This window comes from Bradyrhizobium sp. Mp19, assembly GCF_029952935.1.
Lineage (GTDB): Bacteria > Pseudomonadota > Alphaproteobacteria > Rhizobiales > Xanthobacteraceae > Bradyrhizobium > Bradyrhizobium elkanii.
This window is the reverse complement of record NZ_JASAUT010000047.1, coordinates 43,843-61,697: the sequence shown is the minus strand read 5'-3', so window position 1 is coordinate 61,697 and position 17,855 is coordinate 43,843. Positions and strand designations below refer to the sequence as shown.

Annotated in this window: 20 protein-coding genes and 1 pseudogene; 8 read left to right on the top strand and 13 right to left on the bottom strand. The window is 65.2% G+C overall.

Annotated features, from left to right (window positions below; genetic code table 11):
• Positions 1-70: 70 nt before the first annotated feature.
• Complete coding sequence (locus QJT82_RS34650) at positions 71-1,177, bottom strand: DUF2336 domain-containing protein (RefSeq protein ID WP_028342351.1); 1,107 nt, start codon at positions 1,175-1,177, stop codon at positions 71-73.
• A 193-nt stretch (positions 1,178-1,370) separates the two neighbouring features.
• A complete protein-coding gene (locus QJT82_RS34645) occupies positions 1,371-2,390 on the bottom strand; it encodes an adenylate/guanylate cyclase domain-containing protein (protein ID WP_028342352.1) in 1,020 nt (339 codons plus the stop codon).
• A gap of 134 nt (positions 2,391-2,524) precedes the next feature.
• Between QJT82_RS34645 and QJT82_RS34640 the strand changes: the two genes are divergently transcribed.
• A complete protein-coding gene (locus QJT82_RS34640; RefSeq protein WP_245288798.1) occupies positions 2,525-2,926 on the top strand; it encodes a lysozyme inhibitor LprI family protein in 402 nt (133 codons plus the stop codon).
• Between the two features lie 28 nt (positions 2,927-2,954).
• Positions 2,955-3,188 carry a hypothetical protein gene (locus QJT82_RS34635; RefSeq protein WP_028342354.1) on the top strand — a complete coding sequence of 78 codons (234 nt, stop codon included), beginning with the start codon at positions 2,955-2,957 and terminating at the stop codon, positions 3,186-3,188.
• 12 nt (positions 3,189-3,200) lie between these two features.
• On the opposite strand, the gene QJT82_RS34630 is transcribed toward QJT82_RS34635, so the two are convergent.
• Positions 3,201-3,821: a hypothetical protein gene (locus QJT82_RS34630; RefSeq protein ID WP_028342355.1), complete on the bottom strand. Its 621-nt coding sequence runs from the start codon at positions 3,819-3,821 to the stop codon at positions 3,201-3,203.
• A gap of 107 nt (positions 3,822-3,928) precedes the next feature.
• Between QJT82_RS34630 and QJT82_RS34625 the strand changes: the two genes are divergently transcribed.
• Together QJT82_RS34625 and QJT82_RS34620 are read left to right on the top strand one after the other, a co-directional pair.
• Positions 3,929-4,636, top strand: a complete 708-nt coding sequence (locus QJT82_RS34625) for a TetR/AcrR family transcriptional regulator (RefSeq protein ID WP_028342356.1) — start codon at positions 3,929-3,931, stop codon at positions 4,634-4,636.
• A gap of 171 nt (positions 4,637-4,807) precedes the next feature.
• Positions 4,808-6,520 carry a sulfatase-like hydrolase/transferase gene (locus QJT82_RS34620; protein ID WP_028342357.1) on the top strand — a complete coding sequence of 571 codons (1,713 nt, stop codon included), beginning with the start codon at positions 4,808-4,810 and terminating at the stop codon, positions 6,518-6,520.
• 99 nt (positions 6,521-6,619) lie between these two features.
• Here the strand turns inward: QJT82_RS34620 and QJT82_RS34615 are convergent, their stop codons facing one another.
• The 3 genes from QJT82_RS34615 to QJT82_RS34605 all read right to left on the bottom strand — a co-directional run bounded on the left by QJT82_RS34615 (position 6,620) and on the right by QJT82_RS34605 (position 9,327).
• A complete protein-coding gene (locus QJT82_RS34615) occupies positions 6,620-8,179 on the bottom strand; it encodes a glycine betaine ABC transporter substrate-binding protein (protein WP_028342358.1) in 1,560 nt (519 codons plus the stop codon).
• Positions 8,176-8,964 carry an ATP-binding cassette domain-containing protein gene (locus QJT82_RS34610; protein WP_028342359.1) on the bottom strand — a complete coding sequence of 263 codons (789 nt, stop codon included), beginning with the start codon at positions 8,962-8,964 and terminating at the stop codon, positions 8,176-8,178. The genes QJT82_RS34615 and QJT82_RS34610 overlap by 4 nt, the downstream gene beginning before the upstream one ends.
• A gap of 147 nt (positions 8,965-9,111) precedes the next feature.
• A complete protein-coding gene (locus QJT82_RS34605; RefSeq protein WP_016844293.1) occupies positions 9,112-9,327 on the bottom strand; it encodes a hypothetical protein in 216 nt (71 codons plus the stop codon).
• Positions 9,328-9,557: 230 nt separating this feature from the next.
• On the opposite strand from QJT82_RS34605, the gene QJT82_RS34600 reads away from it, so the two are divergent.
• The 4 genes from QJT82_RS34600 (at position 9,558) to QJT82_RS34585 (ending at position 11,910) form a co-directional block, all read left to right on the top strand.
• Entirely contained in the window at positions 9,558-10,394 is an 837-nt protein-coding gene (locus tag QJT82_RS34600) for a hypothetical protein (protein ID WP_028342360.1), read from the top strand.
• A 151-nt stretch (positions 10,395-10,545) separates the two neighbouring features.
• A complete protein-coding gene (locus QJT82_RS34595; RefSeq protein ID WP_245288799.1) occupies positions 10,546-11,217 on the top strand; it encodes a hypothetical protein in 672 nt (223 codons plus the stop codon).
• A gap of 41 nt (positions 11,218-11,258) precedes the next feature.
• Positions 11,259-11,534: a DUF3551 domain-containing protein gene (locus QJT82_RS34590; RefSeq protein ID WP_028342362.1), complete on the top strand. Its 276-nt coding sequence runs from the start codon at positions 11,259-11,261 to the stop codon at positions 11,532-11,534.
• Between the two features lie 106 nt (positions 11,535-11,640).
• The gene (locus QJT82_RS34585) at positions 11,641-11,910 is read left to right on the top strand and encodes a DUF3551 domain-containing protein (protein ID WP_028342363.1); all 270 of its coding nucleotides are present in this window, start codon (positions 11,641-11,643) and stop codon (positions 11,908-11,910) included.
• Between the two features lie 33 nt (positions 11,911-11,943).
• Here QJT82_RS34585 and QJT82_RS34580 read toward each other — a convergent pair whose 3' ends face one another.
• The 7 genes and pseudogenes from QJT82_RS34580 to QJT82_RS34550 all read right to left on the bottom strand — a co-directional run.
• Positions 11,944-13,143, bottom strand: a complete 1,200-nt coding sequence (locus tag QJT82_RS34580) for an FAD-dependent monooxygenase (protein ID WP_028342364.1) — start codon at positions 13,141-13,143, stop codon at positions 11,944-11,946.
• A gap of 10 nt (positions 13,144-13,153) precedes the next feature.
• On the bottom strand, positions 13,154-13,549 hold the full coding sequence (locus QJT82_RS34575; protein WP_028342365.1) for a hypothetical protein: 396 nt from the start codon (positions 13,547-13,549) through the stop codon (positions 13,154-13,156).
• Positions 13,550-13,572: 23 nt separating this feature from the next.
• On the bottom strand, positions 13,573-13,755 hold the full coding sequence (locus tag QJT82_RS34570) for a hypothetical protein (RefSeq protein WP_035632139.1): 183 nt from the start codon (positions 13,753-13,755) through the stop codon (positions 13,573-13,575).
• Between the two features lie 55 nt (positions 13,756-13,810).
• Complete coding sequence (locus tag QJT82_RS34565) at positions 13,811-14,404, bottom strand: 3-phenylpropionate/cinnamic acid dioxygenase subunit beta (RefSeq protein ID WP_028342367.1); 594 nt, start codon at positions 14,402-14,404, stop codon at positions 13,811-13,813.
• 31 nt (positions 14,405-14,435) lie between these two features.
• On the bottom strand, positions 14,436-15,242 hold the full coding sequence (locus QJT82_RS34560; protein ID WP_028342368.1) for an SDR family oxidoreductase: 807 nt from the start codon (positions 15,240-15,242) through the stop codon (positions 14,436-14,438).
• Positions 15,239-16,519, bottom strand: coding sequence for a Rieske 2Fe-2S domain-containing protein (locus tag QJT82_RS34555; RefSeq protein ID WP_264641783.1), 1,281 nt, complete (start codon positions 16,517-16,519; stop codon positions 15,239-15,241). Before QJT82_RS34555 ends, QJT82_RS34560 begins: the two co-directional genes overlap by 4 nt.
• A 245-nt stretch (positions 16,520-16,764) precedes the next feature.
• A pseudogene (locus QJT82_RS34550) lies at positions 16,765-17,817 on the bottom strand (ABC transporter substrate-binding protein); the annotation flags it as partial.
• Positions 17,818-17,855: the final 38 nt, after the last annotated feature.

Here is a 17,855-nt window from a genome sequence, read left to right as displayed (position 1 = left end):
GCCAGCATGGTGAATCAGAAACACACTGATTTGGGAATCCCAAATCGATTCAACCTAAACCCATCCCGCTTTAGCCGGCCGCCATCGGCTGCTTCTCGATCCTGTTGTGCAGCTGCCAGAACCGCACCGTGCGCTGCGCGGTTTCCAGCGAGAGCCGGCGGTAGTCGCGCTGCGCGATCTCGAGCGTCGCATTGTCGAGCGGCAGCGGTAGCGGCCGCTTGCGCAGGATGGTTTCGACCGTCGGCCAGTTGAGCCGCGCCGAGCGGCACGGGATCAGGATCAGGTCGGAGCGCAGGCCGAGCATCAGGCGTTCGATCATCGCGATCGGCATGTCGTTGAGCACGGCAAGCGCGACCGTGACCTCGTCGAGCTTGCCCTCTTCGGCGAACTTGTAGACGGCCGCATCGTCGAGCTCGTTCAGCTGCTTCATCAGCTTGACCAGCTCTTCGGCGATGCCGTAGTTGCGGCGCGGCGCCGCGGCCTCTTCCTGGGCGATGTCGTTCAGCACGTGGCTGATCTCTTCGCGCGCTCGGGGCGATGCGATCGAGAGCAGGCGGGCGCGCACCGTATCCTTGGCGCGCTGCAGCAGGTCGCGCAGCAGCTTGGCCGGAATGTCGATGCGCAGACCGAGGATCTCGACCAGTTCGTCGTCGCCTTCGGCGCGGGCGACGATGCTGGAATAGCCGTTGTCGGAGAACTGCGCTCCGGCGTTCTTGGCGAGACGCCGGATCACCTTGTCCTCGCCGCGGTCGATGATCACGTCGGTGACGGAAGGCGGCAGGTTTTCCCGCGCGGAGAGCGCGAACAGGTGGTCCTGGCCCTTGCTGCTCGCGATCTCGCGCAGTGCGTCGTTCGAGAGGCGGCTGGAGTGGGTCAGCACGTCGCCGGCGACGCTGATGTCGTCGTCCCAGGCGAGGTGCTGAATCACCTCGAACGGCGCATAGTCGAGCGGTGCGAGCCGCTTGCTGAGTTCGGCCCGCGCACGGGTCTCGACGCGCGCGACCAAGAGGCAGAGCACGTCGTCGAACACCTTGACCTGTTCATCGTTGAGGCGGTCGCCGTCGTTCAGGAACAGATCGGTGACCTGCCGCAGCGTCTGCACGCGCTTGGCTGATGTCCCGTCCCGGACCGCATCCTCGAGTTCGGCAATAATCGATTGTGACGCCTGTTGCGCCATCGATGGGCAACCTTGTTTTTGTTGAATGACACCTGTCTGCGCACCATGCGGGGCGCGGTCTTACACCTGCGTTAAGGTGGAACCCGGTGCAAATACGGTGTGCGTCGCATCCTTAACAGGCTGCGACCGCATTCGATTCAATGCGCGCTTTCGGCTCAGCGGAAGCTGATGCCGGTGCATTTTAAGAGATCGTTTAGGACGATACGCGCCGCGCGACGGAGAAGATGTCGATCGACGCGGCACGTCCGCGCAATTGCGTCGAGCCGAGCGGCTCGACGACTAAATCCCGGTCCGGCGGCAGCAGGCGGAGTAGGTCGCCCGATACCAGCAGCGGCCGGCCGGCCTCCTTGCAATGCGCCTGCAGCCGCGCCGTGACGTTCACGGTGTCGCCGAAATAGGCGATCTGTCGCCGCGAGCCCCCGCATTCCGCGATGACGACCGGACCGGCATGCATCCCGGCCCTAAACGCGGGCACCACGCCGAACTCCTTGCGATATTGATCGGCCCGCTTGGCGAGGCGATCCTCGATCGCGAACACGCAATCGAGATACCGCCGCGATCGCCCGTCGGCATTTGCCGGCCAGGTCACGATCACTTCGTCGCCGACATAGGCGTGGACTTCGCCGCCGTGCGACACGATCGGCTCGTCGATGTCGAAGAAGAAGCGCGTCAGCAATTCCTGCACGCGCAGCTCGCCCATCGACTCCGCCAGCGTCGTCGAGCCGACCAGGTCGAGAAACAGCAGCACGCGCTCCTCGCGCACCGGCTGCCGATAGCGTCCGAGCACGATGCCAAGCAGCGTATGCCCGCCGATCATCCGGACCAGCTCGTAGATCGTCGTGATCGGGATCGACAGCAGCAGGCCGACGCCAATGATCTTCAGGAAGGTTTCGCGCATCCACTTGGCTTCGAGCCCATGCCCGTAGAGCACGATTTCCAGCACGATCGCGGCGGCCGCAACGGTGACGGCGAGGATCACAGAGCGGCCGATCAGCTCGACGATGAGTGATTGCCGTCGCAGCCAGCCACCACGTGCGGCCAGATAGAGATGCGTCGCCCAGACGATCACCGTGAGGGCTGCGCCGTCGAGGGCGCTGCGCACATAATTCGAGACGGAGGCCTCGTCGGACTCATCGAAGGCATAGCGAAACAGCCCACCGACGAGCAGGCCGAACGCCGCCAAGACGATCACAGGCGTCACGGCGCGCCGCATGGTCCCTCCATGCATATGAAATATCCCGCGCGGACCGGGAAGGCCAGCCGCGGCGCGGCCGGCGGTGACGGGATGCACCGCGGCGGCACTCATGTATGCTGCGACGACGGGATCGATCGAACAGGGAAAGTGCCATGACATCGACTGTCACGATAGGCGCGTGCAGGCTCATGGCCGTTCTGGCGGCCGTCTCCATCGCCTTCACCGCGCCGGTTGTTCGCGCCGGCGATCAGAGCGTTGGCGAGCCATCCTGCGACGGCGGTACCTATCAGATGGTCGAATGCCTCAAGGCCAAGACCGCGCAGTGGGACAAGCGGATGAACGTCGCCTATCAGAAGGCGTTGAAGGATGCCGCCGACGACAAGCAGCGCGAACAGCTGCGCGCCGCGCAACGGCTCTGGATCCAGTACCGCGACGCCAACTGCCTGTATTACGACCTCGGCGAGGGCACCATCGCCCGCCTTGATGCCGGCGAATGCATGCGCAGCATGACCGAAGCCCGCGCTAAGGAACTGGAGAATCTTGGCCATCAGTGAGCCATCTTCCGGAGTCAGGACCGAGGTCATGACTGATGGAAAGAGCCAGGACGAATTGACCCAGCTTGCGGATGAGGCGCTGCGCGCCCAGCCCGGCTGCGAGACCGCGCGTGTGCCGGCGGTCGCAGCGCTGCCCGATGCGCAGATCGGGCGCAACTGGGAAATTCCGAACGTCGTGCTCGGTGACAGCCTGATCAGCGACGTCGACCGCGCGGTGCTGTCGGTTCATCGCCAGCTCGGCCGCAAGTTTCACCTGGTGTGAGGTGGCCCGATCTCAGCTCGCCTGCGCCTGACGCGGCGCAGGCCGCGCGGCCATGCTGATCATCCTGAGCGCGAACACGGCGGCGAGCGGCAACAGGAACAGCGCGTAGAGCGGCATCTCGGGAATTCGCTTGCCGAACGAGACCATGAACTGCAGCAGCAGATAGTAGCCGCCGATGAGATGCAGCCGGCGCCAGGCGCGCGGGCCCAGCATCGCAGCCGTGCGATCGAATGAGGTCGCGGTCAACGCGATGATGAAGGCATATCCGATGCTGCCGAAGATGTACGAGACCGCCGAGGTTGCGGCGGCGAAGCCGGGCGGATCGAGGATCGCGAAGGCTGCGATCGCGACCGCATGGATGGCGTGCGAGGCCGCGAAGGTGACGCCCAGGTAACGGCGGTTGCGGCGCTGCCAGTGCGTCCAGGCGTTCGGCCACAGCCGCGCCAGCGCCGCCCCCGAGAAGGCGAGGCAGAAGAACAAGAGCGAGGTCCGCGCAGTGAAGCGGATCACCATCCGCACACCCTCGACCTCGAACTGCCGCATCGCGGCGATCCAGATCGAAAGCCCGATCAGGGTGAGCGTGAGCAGGCCAAACAGCCGCCAGCCCTCGAACCAGTTGCGATGCGTCGCCATATCCCGCCTCCCGTTCATGTAATCACCAGTTACATTTCGCGCCCACGCGCGGTCAATCCGTGTAATCATCGCTTACATTCACAAGCGGGTGATGCTAGTGGTGCGCCATGCGCCGCCCCGCCAAAAGCCCGTCCACCGGCCGCCGGTCCACCAAGCCGCGTCCGGTCGCGACGCGGGCGCCGGCGGCGAGGCCGTATCACCACGGCGACCTCCGCCGCGTCCTGATCGATGCCGCCATGCAACTGGTCGGCGAGGGCGGGCCGGAGGCGGTCAGCGTGCGCGAGGCCGCGCGCCGCGCCGGGGTCTCGCCGGGCGCGCCGTTCCGGCATTTCCCGAGCCGGGACGCACTGATGAATGCGGTGGCGGAGGAGGCGCAACGCCGCTTTCGCGCCGAGATCGAGGCGGCGCTGGCCGAGGCGCCGTCAGGCGATCCGCTCGGCCGCTTCCGCCATCTCGGGATCGCCTATCTGCGCTGGGCGATGAAGAACCCGACCCATTTCGAGATCATCTCCAGCCGCCGCTTCTTCGACCACGACCGCTCGGCCGCCGTCTCCAGCGACAATGCCGAGTTGATCGGCCTGACCGAGCGCACGCTGGCGGAGGCATTTTCAGCTGGCCAACTCGAGACGCGCGACCTCAGGCAGGTCCAGATCGCCGGCCGCGCGCTGGTCTATGGCTTCGCGCGGATGCACATCGACGGCCATTTGCCGCGCTGGGGTGTCGGCGATGCGGAGGTCGAGCAGATGGCTGCCGACATCGTCGATCTCTTCATCGCGGGCATCGCGAGCCACGCCGCGCCGGCCGCCAAAGTTTAAGGTATGCGCGCTGCCTGCCGCGGCCAGGCTGGGCGCGGCAAATTCATTGCGCGTTCATGACGATTCAATTACGGTTTTGTGACGCGGTCCAGACACCGGCTGTGCCGCATGCCTCCTGGCCGTTGCCAGTCAAGGCGGTGGCATTGCGCCGGGTTGTATTGCGTCCCGCCCATGGCGCCCGCGCCTCAGCAAAACTCCTCCGTTGCCGCACTGGCCGGCGGTCTTGCCGCGCTCGGCATCTGGCGGTTGATGGCGGTCGCGGCACCGCATTTCGGCGCGCTGATCCTGATGCTGCGCACCGAGACCGATTTCGGCTCGCGGCTTTGCTTCCTGCTCACCTGGGGAATCCTGAACTTCCTGTTCATCGCGCTGCTGCGCCGGCCGGCGCTGTCGGGCGCGCTGTCGCTGACGCTGGTCGTCGTGTTGGTGCTGTTGTCGCGCTTCAAGCACGACGTGGTGCAGATGACCGCGAATTTCGTCGACCTGATGGTGATCGACCGCGACACCGCGGCGTTCCTGCTGACGATCTTCCCGAGCCTGCGCTGGTCGATCATCGGCGCCGGCCTCGTCACGCTGCCCTTGATGTACGCGCTGTGGTGGCTCGATCCGTTCCGCATCCGCCGCCTGCCGGCTGCGGCCGCCTGCCTCGCCTGCACCGCGGCCCTCTCGGGTTATGCCTTCGCCTGGCCGGACGAAGCCTGGCGCGGCTATTACGACGACGGCTATCTCTCGAAGTTCGCGCGCTCCGGCGTCACGGCCGTGTCCGATTTCGTCGCCTACGGTTTCATGGAGTCGGATCCGACCGCGAGCGACCAGCTTAGGATGCCCCTGGTCGATGCCTGCCATCCTGCCGGGCGGCGGCCGAACATCATCATGATCCATGATGAATCGAGTTTCGACATCCGCGCCGCCTCCGGCGTCAAGGTGCCGCCGGGCTATGGCAGCCAGTTCAAGTCCTATGACGGCGTCGAGCGCAAATTCCTCGCCGAGAGCAATGGCGGGCCGAGCTGGTTCACGGAGTACAACGTGCTTGCCGGATTGTCCTCGCGCTCGTTCGGCCGGTTCTCCTATTTCGTCACCCGCATCGCATCGGGACGCGTGGAGCGCGGCCTGCCGTTGGCCCTGCGCCGCTGCGGCTACGACACGCTCTCGCTCTATCCCGCATTCGGCGCCTTCATGAGCGCGCGCAACTTCCAGACCACGACCGGCATCCAGCGCTTCTACGACGCGCATGACCTGCATGCGAAGGACGTCGAGCCCGACAGCTTCTTCTACGACAAGGCGCTGAAGCTGATGGCCGAGCAGAAGACGTCAGGCACGCCGCTGTTCGCCTTCGTCTATCTCGCCGCCAATCATTTCCCCTGGGAAACCAAATTCCATCCGGAGTTGCTGCCGTCGTGGAAGCGGCCGGGCAACAAGCCCGCCGTCGACGAATATCTGCGCCGGCAGGCGATGAGCGCTGGCGACTATGCCGGCTTCGTCGCGGCGCTGAAGAAGAAGTTTCCGGCGCAGCCTTTCCTGATCGTGCGTTACGGCGATCATCAGCCGGAATTCTCGCCGCAGCTGCTAGATCCCGATCTCGACGAGGCCGGCATCGGCAAGAAGCTGATGGATTACGATCCGCGTTACTACGCGACCTACTATGCGATCGACGCCATCAACTTCGAGCCGGTGAAGAGCCCGGCGGTGATGGACACGATCGACGCCGCCTATCTGCCGCTGGTGATTCAGGAAGCTGCGGGCATTCCGCTCGATCCGTCGTTCGAGGAGCAGAAGGCGATCATGCTTCGCTGCAACGGCGCGTTCTATTCCTGCAAGGACGGCGCAGAAGCACGCCGCTTCAACCGCCTGTTGATCGATGCGGGGATCATCAAGGGACTGTGAGACGTCGTCATTGCGAGGAGCGTAGCGACGAAGCAATCCATCTTTCCTCGCATGCGGAGAGGTGGATTGCTTCGCTTCGCTCGCAGTGACGGCGAGAGGTTATTTTCCTTCGACCTTCTGCCACAGCCAGCGCGCCGCGGCGTCGGGCGACGATGATGCGTCATTGCCCGACGCGCGCAAATTCGCCTCGCGCATCTCGGCGATATCGATCTTGCCGAGTAGCGGCCGCAGCGTCGCCTTGAGCGTCTCGTCGTCGCGTCGCTTTGGCGACAGCAGCACGATGGCGTCATAGGGCGGGATGGCGTGCCTGTTGTCCTCGAGCGTGACAAGATCGTATTTCGCGATCAGTCCGTCGCTGGTGTAGCCCGCGATCACGTCGATTTCACCGGAGGCGACTGCCGCATACATGAAATCCGGCTGCATCTGACGCTGGGCGCGGAACGCCAGCCCATAGGCCTTCTGGATGCCGGCCCATTCCGGCCGCGAGAAGAATTCATAGTCGCCGGCGATCGACATCGTGGCGGCGCGTGAGGCGAGGTCGCCGATCGAATGGATGCCGAGCTCTTCGGCGCGCTTCCTCGGCATCACCAGCGTATAGGCATTCTCGAAGCCGAGCTCGCCGAGCAGCGTGATGTCTTGCTTCGCCAGCGTCGTCTGCAACTCGCCCAATAGCTCGGCGCGGGGTTTGATGTCGGTGTGGTGGAACTGGTTGGCCCACAGCGTGCCGGAATAGTCGACATAGACATCGATATCGCCGGCCGTGAGCGCGTCGAAGATCACGTTGGAGCCGAGGCCGGCGCGGGTCGTGGCCGGAAGGCCGGCCGCTTGCAGCCGCTGCGCGATCAACGCCGACAGCACATATTGCTCGGTGAACGTCTTGGCGCCGACGACGATGCCCGCATGCGGACGCGCGATCGCGGGCACCAGCGTCGCCGCGATCAGGGCGGCAATACCAAGCCCGCCGAGCGCCGTCCGGACGCGGCTGCGATTGCGCAGGCCGTTCTCGATCAGCGCCAGCAATTGGTCGACCACAAGCGCGAGCACGGCCGCTGCGAAGCAGCCGAACAGCACGAACACCCAGTTCTGGGTCTGCAATCCCGCGAAGATATAGTTGCCTAGGCTGGTCTGGCCGATCGGCGTCGACAAGGTGGCGGTCCCGATCACCCATACCGCCGCGGTGCGGATTCCAGCCATCATCACCGGCAGCGCCAGCGGAAGCTCGACCATGGTGAGCGATTGCCGCGGCGTCATCCCGACGCCCTGGGCGGCTTCCAGCACCGCCGGATCGACCCCCGACAGGCCGGTGATGGTGTTGCGCAACACCGGCAGCATCGAATAGAGCGCGAGCGCCAGCACCGCCGGCAGGAAGCCGAAGGCGGAGAAGCTGAAGCCGAGCCACGCCGCGGTCAACGCGGCGAGCGCCAGCAGCAGGGGATAGAACAACGCGAGCAGCGCGAGACCGGGCACGGTCTGCACGATGCTGGCAAGCCCGAGCAACGTCGTGCGCAGCACCGGCCGGTTGCGGGCGATGATCGCAAGCGGCAGGCTGATCAGAAGCCCGAGCGCCAGCGCGGCGACGCTGACCCGCACATGATTGCCGAGATAGTCGGGCAGATGCGCGAGCGCCTCGCTCCAGCGCGGATCGGCTGATAGATTCATGCGGTGTCGCCCCGCGGCAGCAAAGCGCCCAGGCGTTCCGCCTGCCGCCGCGGCGTGCGCATCAGTTCGCCGACATAGCCGTCGGCGCTGGCCGAGAGCTCCGCCGGCGTGCCCTGGGCCAGCAGCCTGCCGCCACGCATCACCGCGACACGGTCGGCCAGCAGCAACGCCTCGGTCATGTCGTGGGTGATCATGACCGTGGTCAGGCCGAGCTCGCGGTGCAGCGTTCGATAATCGTCGCCGAGCGCGTCGCGGGTGAGGGGATCGAGCGCGCCGAACGGTTCGTCCATCAGCACGATGCGCGGCTTCGCAGCCAGCGCACGCGCGACGCCGACGCGTTGACGCTGGCCGCCGGAGAGTTCGTGCGGCATACGCTCGCGATATTGTGAGGGGTCGAGCCGCACAAGGTCGAGCAGTTCGTCGACCCGCGCCGAGATCTCCGCTTGCGTCCAGCCGAGAAGCTTCGACGTGATGCCGATGTTGCCGGCGACGGACAGATGCGGAAACAGCCCACCGCTCTGGAAGACATAGCCGATGCGGCGGCGCAGCAGGATGGGATCGACGCGGCTGACATCTTCACCTTCGACGGCGATCCGGCCGTAGTCGGCTTCGATCAGGCGATTGGCGAGCCTCAGCAGCGTCGTCTTGCCGGAGCCCGAGCCGCCGACAATCGCCAGGAATTCACCCTCGGCCACGTCAAGCGAGACGTCGTCGACCGCCACCACGCGACCACTGTCAAAACTCTTGCCGACATGCGCATAGGCAATCAGCGGCGTTGCGGGCATTCCAGGGCGACCTCATGTCTCACCGTCGTTAACGACAGTGATAGCCCATAAATTGGACTTTGACTCGAGGCGCGGACGCCTGCGCGGTGGTTTCGCGGGCTGTTCCGGTCGAAGCGGGTCAGCCCCGTACGGGGCTGTGAGCACACATCACACTTCGTTCTTGGGTACGTACTTGCCCATGATGCATTTGTAGCTCTGCAGGTGCCATTCGTGATACGGCCCCTTGGCGAGCCAATCGGCGATGCCGATCTGCGCATTCACTGCGCAGGCGCCCATCGTGATGCCGGATTGGTCACTCGTGGTGACGACCTTTTCCATGCAGAGTTGAGCATTGCAGAGGATGGCGACGAGCGTAACGAGCATGACGGCCTTTATCAGTGGGGTTAACCCGGTCTGACCCGAATCATGCAGGGTTCATGCCACTATCGGCAGCTTTGGCGCCGCAGCGGGCAAGACCGGGAAAGTACGGCCGGAGCGAATCGTCACGCCCGTCAGCGCGTAGCCGCACGCCCGTAGATACGCTATAGTCGCTGCCCAACTACGACGAGAGATCGGGGCGAGCGAGGAACGTTGCGCGGTCGGGGGCTGCATCGATGATGACGTTACCTGAGTTGGCGGCAGGTGCTTTGGAGAAGTTTCTCGCCACGCATGTCAGCCGCACTTTCGGCGCTTCGCAGGCGCGCTTCGGCGAACTCCTGCCAGCCGCCGCGCGCATCGCGCTGGAATGCATCGGCAACAGCGACGCGCTCTACCACAATGTCGAGCACACGATGCTGGTCACGCTCGCCGGGCATGACATCATCCGCGGCCGCGCGCTGCACACCCACGTCACCGCCGAGGACTACACCCACACCATCATCGCCTGCCTGACTCACGACATCGGCTATGTGCGCGGTCTGCTGAAAGGCGATGGACCCGATGGCTACGTCATCGATGCCTCCGGCAAGAAGGTGGTGCTGCCACGTGGCTCGTCGGATGCCGGTCTGATGCCGTATCATGTCGACCGCTCGAAGCTGTATGTGCTCGACAGGCTCGAGGCCGTCCTTCCGCTCGATCGCGAGCGCGTCGCGCGCAACATCGAGGGCACGCGGTTTCCGGCGCCCGAGGGCCAGGAATATGACGATGAGGCGTCGATCGTCCGGGCGGCCGATTTCATCGGCCAGCTCGGCGATCCCAACTACATCAGGAAGGCCAACGCGCTCTATCACGAGTTCGAGGAGGTCGGCATCAACCGCCAGCTCGGCTATGAGTCGCCGGCCGATATCGTCGACCGCTATCCGCAATTCTACTGGAACATGGTTGCGCCGCACATTCAGGGCGCCATCAACTGCCTGAACATGACGGCAAGCGGCCGCCAGTGGATCGCGAACCTCTATAGCAACGTGTTCCGCGCCGAGCGCGAGGTGACGTTGTCCGGCCCGCAAATCTGACGCCGCGGCCTTTCAGCACGGATTGCGCTGCGTTCCCCAGCCGTTCGCGGAGTGTCCACATTTAGGCCTGCTTCGTCGTTGCACAGTCCGTGGAAATCAGCGACCTTGCGCCATGGATCCCTCCAGCGACCGTGTTTTCGACCGTTTCAGCATGATCTCCCGTTTCGCTCATTTGATTGCGGCTGCCGTCCTCTGCTGGCCGGCGCTCGCCGTTGCCGCCGGTCCGGTCTACGACGTCGACCTGTACGCGTTGATGTCCGGCACTTGCCGCAATGTCACCGTTGCGGGCCGCAGCTACACCTGCAAGGCAGTCGCCTATTTCCACACTCTGCGCGGCCGTTCCGAATTCACCGTGGTGCTCGACGATCCCGCCGACAAGAGCCACATCATCTCGTTCTCCGGCGAGAGCACCGAGCGCACCCAGGACAATCTGTTCGAGCTCGCGGTCGACCGCATGTTGCTGAAGTCCAGCGACCGCCCGCGGGTGGATGGCCTGCCGGTGCCGCTGGTCGAGATGTCGACCGGCTCATGCCGCCAGGTCGGAAGCTTCATCACGCGGCAGGTGTCCACCATCTCCTGCGCCGCGACCGACCAGAACGGCAAGAAGTACGAGCTGAGCTTCGAATCTGACGGCTCGCCGATGACGTTGCGCCGGTTGCGGCAATCGACGCTGCCGTCCGAACGGCAGCGGGCGCGCCAGATCGCGCAGCTCGAATGCCGTCTCAAGGCGCGCGCCGCGCAAGTGCTGCCGCGGGACACGACGGCCTTCATGATCCGCTGCCTCGGCGAGGGCGACGGCAAGCCGGCCGACGACCAGCGATAGCCACGCGCCCGGCGATCCGGACCAGGCTTGAGGAGAATTCGATGCGCTTGAAATTCACCATCGTCATCGCCGCCCTCGGCGCTTGTCTCGCCGTGCCCGCCGCCGCGCAGATGTACGATCCGAATTATCCGGTCTGCATGGAAGTCTATGAAGGCAGGCTGACGCCCGAGTACGTCGATTGCAGCTTCACGTCGCTTCCGCAATGCCAGGCGACGGCCTCGGGGCGATCCGCATCGTGCTCGGTCAATCCATTCTACAAGGGTGCAAAAAAGCCGACCAAGGAGCGGGGTCAACGATACCGCCAACCCGGTAACTAGCGCTTGGGCTGACCGTCAATCATGCCCGCATGGCCGTCGCGCCGCTGATGTGGTTGACTAACTCCGGCAGCTGTGGGGAAACCGTCCGAGCAACAAGGAGGGACCGATGCGCCTGAAACTGTTCGCGATCGCCGCATTCGCGGTCGCCTTGGCCGGACCTGCAGCCGGGCAGGCTTACGATCCGAACTATCCGGTGTGCATGCATGTCTATGGCGGCCGGTTCGGCGGCGGAAACTATATCGATTGCAGCTTCACCTCGATCCCGCAGTGCCAGGCGAGCGCGTCGGGCCGTGGCGCAATGTGCTCGGTGAATCCGTTTTTTGCTCCGCCGCCGCCTCCGAAGCGCCGGACGCATCGCCGGCATCACGCTTACTGATGCAGGAGTACCTGACCCGTCGAACGCCGGCCGTCAGACCGACACGTTCAACGCATCGTAAGTGAATAGCCAGTCATAGCGCTCGCGCACCCGGTCCGGCTGCCATTCGCGCGAGACGTAGGCGTCGGCGCCTTCGGCGTCGGCAAGCGCGGGATTATGGAAGCGCCTGGCATTCTCGGCCGACTTCACCACGATCGCGTTGGTCCGCGTCAGCCGCGCGGCCTCGTAACGCCGCAGCGCTTCCTCGGGCGGGAAGCTTTCAAGACAGCGCGCCAGCACCATGCCGTCCTCGATCGCCATGTTGGCGCCCTGGGCCAGGAACGGCAGCATCGGATGCGCGGCGTCGCCGAGCAGGCAGGCGCGCCCGACGACGAAGCGATCGAGCGGGTCGCGGCCGAGCAGCGCCCATTTGTAGGGAATATCGAGGCTCGCGATGATGGTGTGAATCTCTGGATTCCATCCGGCAAAGGCATCGCTACAGGCTTCGCGCGTGCCGCGTTCGGTCCACGATTCGACCGACCAGCTCTCACCCTCGAAGATGCCGACGAAGTTCAACAGCGCGCCGCGGCGCACCGGATAGGTGATGACGTGGCCGCCCGGGCCGATCCAGTTGGTGCCGACGTCGCGTTGCAGGCTCGCCGGCAGCCGTTCCATCGGCACCAGGCCGCGCCAGGCGGCCACGCCCGAAAAGAACGGTTTGGTGTCGCCGCCGATCTGCCGGCGAATTTCGGAGTGCACGCCGTCGGCGCCGACCACGATGTCGCCGTGCCGACGCTCGCCATTGGCTAGGTGCAGCCAGATGCCGTCGCCGTCCTGGTCAAATCCGCTGCAGCGACTGCCGAGATGCAGGTGCCCCGGTGCCCGAGCCTTGAATGCGTCGACCAGCACGCGGTGGAAGTCGCCGCGATGCACCATCCAGTAGGGCGCGCCGTAGATCGCGCGCGAGGAGGCGCCGAGGTCGAACAATTTCCAGGTCCGCCCGGTGCTGAACAGCCTGATCTCCTTGCCCGAGGGCTCGCAGGCGATCGCCTGCATCTCTTGCTCGAGCCCGAGCGCGATCAGGACGCGTGTGCCGTTGGCGCTGAGCTGGACACCGGCGCCGAGCTCGCGCAGCTCGGACGCCTGCTCGAAAATCTCGACTTCGATGCCACGCTGCAGCAGCGACAATCCTGCGACGAGGCCGCCGATCCCGGCGCCGGCAATCAGGATCTTTGGTTTGCGGTGAGTACTCACGCGAACACCGCTATCTGCGCGTGATCAGGAAGTCGTCGGTGAATTCGCCGCGCGACAGCTTGACCGGGATCTCGCCGTCGCTGCCGATCTCGACGATCTCCGAGCCGGACTTGTTATCCTCGGGGGTCAACAGCTCGATGCGCTCTGCGATCCGCTCCGCCTGCCAATCGGTCAGCTTCCAGGCAAACCGGCCGCCGAGATCGCGCATGCCGAATTCGTCGTCGGCGGGCGCCAGCACCAGCGCGTCGCGCGAGACGGCGCCGGGAATCCGCTCCGCCACGGCAATGGACTGCGGGTTCTCGGCAAAGCGTCGCAGCAGCCTTGCCAGCGCGGCGAGATCGGCGGCTTCGCCGAGGAACAGGAACAGCGGATGAAAATCGCTCGGCATGTATTCAAATCGCAGCATGATCGTCGGTCCGTTGACTGGGACTACTCGCTGAGCACCTTAATGACGTCCTGGGCGTGGCACAGCTCCACCGTGCCGACGTCGGCGGGCCGGGCGGGGCACTCCAGATAGCGCACCTGCAGCCACTGGCCATCGTCCATGTTCTCCACCACTTCGGCGACGACGCCGGCCTCCAGTTTCAGCCGCGTCCCCACCTTGATCGCCATCACGTCAATCATCGCTACCCTTGCTACCCTTGACCTCGCCCGGAGTTGGCCTCGCTCAGAAGAACGTGGTGAGATTCTTGGCCAGCAGGATGTTCTGTTCAAGCAATATCTCGCGCCGCGCGATCTTCCAGCCATTGTCGGTCAGGCGCAGCGTGTCGTTGCGACGGCCGACGAAGATGTAGGTCTCGTACTCGACGCGGTTCTGGTAGACGAGGAAGCGGCTGGTGATGTCCAGCTCGCGCGCCGCCTCGATATCCGGCCGCGCGCCCTTGATCTGCACATTGCTGACCATGTGCGTGATGCGCGACAGCGGCTCCTCGGCATAGTGCACGCCGGTCAGGATCTGCTCGACCCGCTTGGTCAATGTCCATTTGTCCTCGTCGAACCAGCTGATGCCTTCGCCCCGTTTGGTGTTCTCGCGCGCGGCCTGCTGGCCGAACTTCACGTTGCGGCGGATCGGCATGAAATAGCTGATGTCGTCGGTGAGTAGCTCGAGCCAGTCGCGGAAGCGCCGATCGTCGAGCAAATCGGCCTCGTGATAGTAGAAATCCTCGACGTCGGCCTTCAGCCGATAGTAGGCCGCCGATCGCTCGACCGCCGCGTTGCCGGCGTGTTGTTGCTTGTCCTGATCCTGAACGGTCGTCATCATCGCTATCTCCTCATCAGGCATCGCAGGGTTGTCAGAGCGCCGGCTTGGGCGGGATCGGTCCGCCCTGCTGGGCGAAGCAGCCGACATCGATCACGGTGCCGGACAGCGTTTCCGCGTCTGACGACAGCAAAAAGGCGACCACATTGGCGATGTCGTCACCGGCGGCGACGCGGCCCGCGGCGGTGCCCGGCGCGCCCCTGCCGAAACGTGCCGCGTCGCCGCCGACACGGCCGAGGCTCATGCCGCTGACGATGCCGCCACCACCGGGGATCACGGTGTTGACGCGGATGCGCTGGTGAAAGAAGTCGTAGGCCATCGCCGCGCTCAGCGCGACAACGCCGCCCTTGCTCGCGCTGTAGACCGCCATGTTCGGCTTGCCCCAGCCGGCGCCGGATCCGATGTTGACGATCGAGCCGCCGCCTTGCGCGATCATGTACGGGATCGCGGCGCGGCTGGTCAAATACGGTCCCTTCAGATTGACGGCGATGATCCGGTCGAACAGCGCCTCGTCGGTGTCGAGCACGGTACCGAGCGGGCCGATCGCGGCGTTGTTGACGACGCCGTCGATGCGCCCGAACCGCGCCATCGCGTGCGCGACCACCCTGGCGACGTCGCTCGCTTGCGACACATCGGCTTCCATCAGTTCGGCGGAGAGCCCTTCGCGATCAAGCTGTTCGCGCAAGGCCGGAATGGCGTTCTCTGCGGTACTCGAGACCTGCGGCGCTTCGAGGCCGAAGGCGACCACCGCGTGGCCGCGCCGGGCGAGGCCGAGCGTGATCGCGCGGCCGATCCCGAAGGTGCCCCCGCTGACGAGGACGGTTTTTGCGGGCGCGGTCATTCTGCGGCCTGCCGGTTGCCCGCGGGCGATCCGAGCAACTCGTGCCAGTCGCCGCCCTGCATGTAGGTGGTCCAGCGGCGGTAGAAGCCGCGCGCGATCTGCTCGGTGACTTGGGTCGAGACATCGCCGCCGAGCGGATGATCGGTCACGTAGGCGCCCATCGACTGCTGATAGTTGAAGGGATAGCGCCGCGCCACCGTGCCGGTGCTCGCCGCGGTCGCATAGAGCCAGTTCTCCATGTCGTCCTGCTCGGTCATGCCGGCCGGGCCGGAGTAGCGCATGTAGTAGCGGCGCAGATATTCCTTGGCTTCCTTCGGCGCGTCCTTGTCGACGAGGAAGAAGCGCCAGCCTTCGGTCGAGGTCGGGCTGTGCGGATGCCAGGCGCAAAGTCCGCGCGGCTGGCGGCCGTGATAGGAGGTGTTGGGGAAGATCGTGCCGACGAACGGCAGCAGCCGCGCCCCTTCGCCGAGCCGCCGCTTGCGCTCCTCGAAACAGTGCCGGAAGTATTTTTCGAGGATCGGGTTGTCGAGGAAGGACTCGATGTATTCATTGGCCTCCGGCTGGATCGCGCTGTGTACGCCATGGCCTTCCGGAAAGCTGATCCAGACGTGCTGCGCCTTCTCCAGCTCGTCGTCGCGGCGACCCTTCTTGCCGGCGGCAGCGCTCGGCCCGATGCCGATCAGGTCGACCGAGCGATGGCTTGGGTTGTGATAGGTGTCGCCGAGGAAATTCTCGGCCGCGAATTTCCAGTTGGCGGGGAACACCCATTTGTGGACGCCGATCACCTCGGAGCCGCCCTCGCGGCCGTCGCGGCAGTCGAGCGCCTGGTCGAGATGGACCTTGGCATCGCCGAGATAGGTGATGAAGTCGGGCGCATCCTTGTCCCAGGTCGCCCAGATCGAGCCCTTGTAGTTGCAGAGCTTCGCCACCGAGACCAACGAGTTCGCCTCGCGGTCGAGCACGCCGTCATGCAGCGTCCGGTGCAGCGGAACGCCCTGCAGCTTGCCGTCGGTGGTGTAGGTCCAGCTGTGATAGGGGCAGGTGAACAGCGACGTGTTGCCCTGCTCGTAGCGGCACACCTTCATTCCGCGGTGCCGGCACGAGTTGAGGAAGACGTGGATCTCGCCCTTCTTGTCGCGGCAGAGGATGACGGATTCCTCGCCCATCCGCGAGGTGTAGAAGTCGCCGGGATTGGGCACCAGGCTTTCGTGGCCGACCAGCAGCCAGGCGCGGGTGAAGACCTTGTCGAGCTCCTGCCGGTAGATATCGGCGTCCACGAAGATCTCGCGGCTGATGAAGCCACCCTTGACGTTAACAAGCTGATCGAAATCGTTGCGAAGCGGCATCGGCTCCTCCTTGTCTGGCCTGCGCGACGGTCAGTCGCGGCGAATGATGGTGCGTCCTTGTCGAGCTTGCAGCCGCCGGTTCCCTCGGGGCGGAACGCCTTGTCGCCGGGGATGGCCGCGATCTTCTGGTAGTAGTCCCAGGGATATTTGCTCTCCTCCGGCTTCTTCACGCGGTAGAGCGAGAGGTCGTAGACGACGCGGCCGTCTTTCCGAATGTGCGCGGGGCGGCCGAAGAAATCGACCGGCAGCTTGCGCATCTCGGCATTGACCGCCTTCGCCTCGTCGCTGCCGCCGGCCTCGATCGCCTTCAGATAATGGCGCACGGCGGCGTAGGTCGCGGCCTGCAATTTGGTCGGCTCGCGCTTCTCGATCTCGATGAAGCGCTTGGCGAAGGCGCGGGTGCCGTCGTCGTCATCCCAGTAATACTGGGACGCGATGTACATGCCCTGCGCGTCGCGCAGGCCGATCGAATGGACGTCGGAGATGAAGGTCAGCATGCCGACGATGGTCTGCCCGCCTTGTTGCAGGCCGAATTCGTGGGTCTGCTTGACCGCGTTGACGGTGTCGGCGCCGGTGCCGGCCAGCGCCACCACCTTGGCGCCGGAGCTCTGCGCGGCCAGCAAAAAGGATGAGAAGTCGGTGGTGTTGAAGGGATAGCGCACCGCGCCGATCACCTTGCCGCCGGCATCGGTGACGGCGCGCGAGGCATCCTTCACCATCGCGCTGCCGAACGAATAGTCGACCGCGACGAAGAACCATTCCTTGCCGACGCGGCGGCTCAGCTCGCCGACCAGGCCGGCCGACAGCGCGTAGGTGTCGTCGGCCCAATGCGTGACGACAGGCGAGCATTTGTCGCCGGTGAGGTCCGATGTCGCTGCGCCCGAGACCAGCGCGGTGCGGTTGCTCTGCGTCGCAAGGCCGGCGACGGCGAGGCCGACCGAGCTCACCGCGAGATCGGTCACCGCGTCGACATGCTCGACGTCGAACCATTGCCGCGCGATCCCGACCGCGACGTCGGGCTTGTTCTGGTGATCCGCCGAGATGATCTCGATCGGCTTGCCCAGCACCTTGTTGTGAAAATCCTCAGCGGCAAGCTTGGCGGCGGTCACCGAGCCCGGCCCGCCGAGATCGCGGCCGCTGCCGTAGTCGCCCAGCACCGCAATCCGCACCACGCCGTCCGAGATGCCCGAGCCGTCGGGTGCGGCGTGCGCCAGCGGCGTCGAGAGCATCAGCGTGGCGATCGCGGCGGCGGCCCATCTGCGCGAGG

Bases quoted from the DNA above. Each gene is read 5' to 3' on its own strand.
- QJT82_RS34650 (WP_028342351.1), bottom strand. From the start codon at position 1,177: ATGGCGCAACAGGCGTCACAATCGATTATTGCCGAACTCGAGGATGCG.
- QJT82_RS34645 (WP_028342352.1), bottom strand. From the start codon at position 2,390: ATGCGGCGCGCCGTGACGCCTGTGATCGTCTTGGCGGCGTTCGGCCTG.
- QJT82_RS34640 (WP_245288798.1), top strand. From the start codon at position 2,525: ATGACATCGACTGTCACGATAGGCGCGTGCAGGCTCATGGCCGTTCTG.
- QJT82_RS34635 (WP_028342354.1), top strand. From the start codon at position 2,955: ATGACTGATGGAAAGAGCCAGGACGAATTGACCCAGCTTGCGGATGAG.
- QJT82_RS34630 (WP_028342355.1), bottom strand. From the start codon at position 3,821: ATGGCGACGCATCGCAACTGGTTCGAGGGCTGGCGGCTGTTTGGCCTG.
- QJT82_RS34625 (WP_028342356.1), top strand. From the start codon at position 3,929: ATGCGCCGCCCCGCCAAAAGCCCGTCCACCGGCCGCCGGTCCACCAAG.
- QJT82_RS34620 (WP_028342357.1), top strand. From the start codon at position 4,808: ATGGCGCCCGCGCCTCAGCAAAACTCCTCCGTTGCCGCACTGGCCGGC.
- QJT82_RS34615 (WP_028342358.1), bottom strand. From the start codon at position 8,179: ATGAATCTATCAGCCGATCCGCGCTGGAGCGAGGCGCTCGCGCATCTG.
- QJT82_RS34610 (WP_028342359.1), bottom strand. From the start codon at position 8,964: ATGCCCGCAACGCCGCTGATTGCCTATGCGCATGTCGGCAAGAGTTTT.
- QJT82_RS34605 (WP_016844293.1), bottom strand. From the start codon at position 9,327: ATGCTCGTTACGCTCGTCGCCATCCTCTGCAATGCTCAACTCTGCATG.
- QJT82_RS34600 (WP_028342360.1), top strand. From the start codon at position 9,558: ATGATGACGTTACCTGAGTTGGCGGCAGGTGCTTTGGAGAAGTTTCTC.
- QJT82_RS34595 (WP_245288799.1), top strand. From the start codon at position 10,546: ATGATCTCCCGTTTCGCTCATTTGATTGCGGCTGCCGTCCTCTGCTGG.
- QJT82_RS34590 (WP_028342362.1), top strand. From the start codon at position 11,259: ATGCGCTTGAAATTCACCATCGTCATCGCCGCCCTCGGCGCTTGTCTC.
- QJT82_RS34585 (WP_028342363.1), top strand. From the start codon at position 11,641: ATGCGCCTGAAACTGTTCGCGATCGCCGCATTCGCGGTCGCCTTGGCC.
- QJT82_RS34575 (WP_028342365.1), bottom strand. From the start codon at position 13,549: ATGCTGCGATTTGAATACATGCCGAGCGATTTTCATCCGCTGTTCCTG.
- QJT82_RS34570 (WP_035632139.1), bottom strand. From the start codon at position 13,755: ATGGCGATCAAGGTGGGGACGCGGCTGAAACTGGAGGCCGGCGTCGTC.
- QJT82_RS34565 (WP_028342367.1), bottom strand. From the start codon at position 14,404: ATGATGACGACCGTTCAGGATCAGGACAAGCAACAACACGCCGGCAAC.
- QJT82_RS34560 (WP_028342368.1), bottom strand. From the start codon at position 15,242: ATGACCGCGCCCGCAAAAACCGTCCTCGTCAGCGGGGGCACCTTCGGG.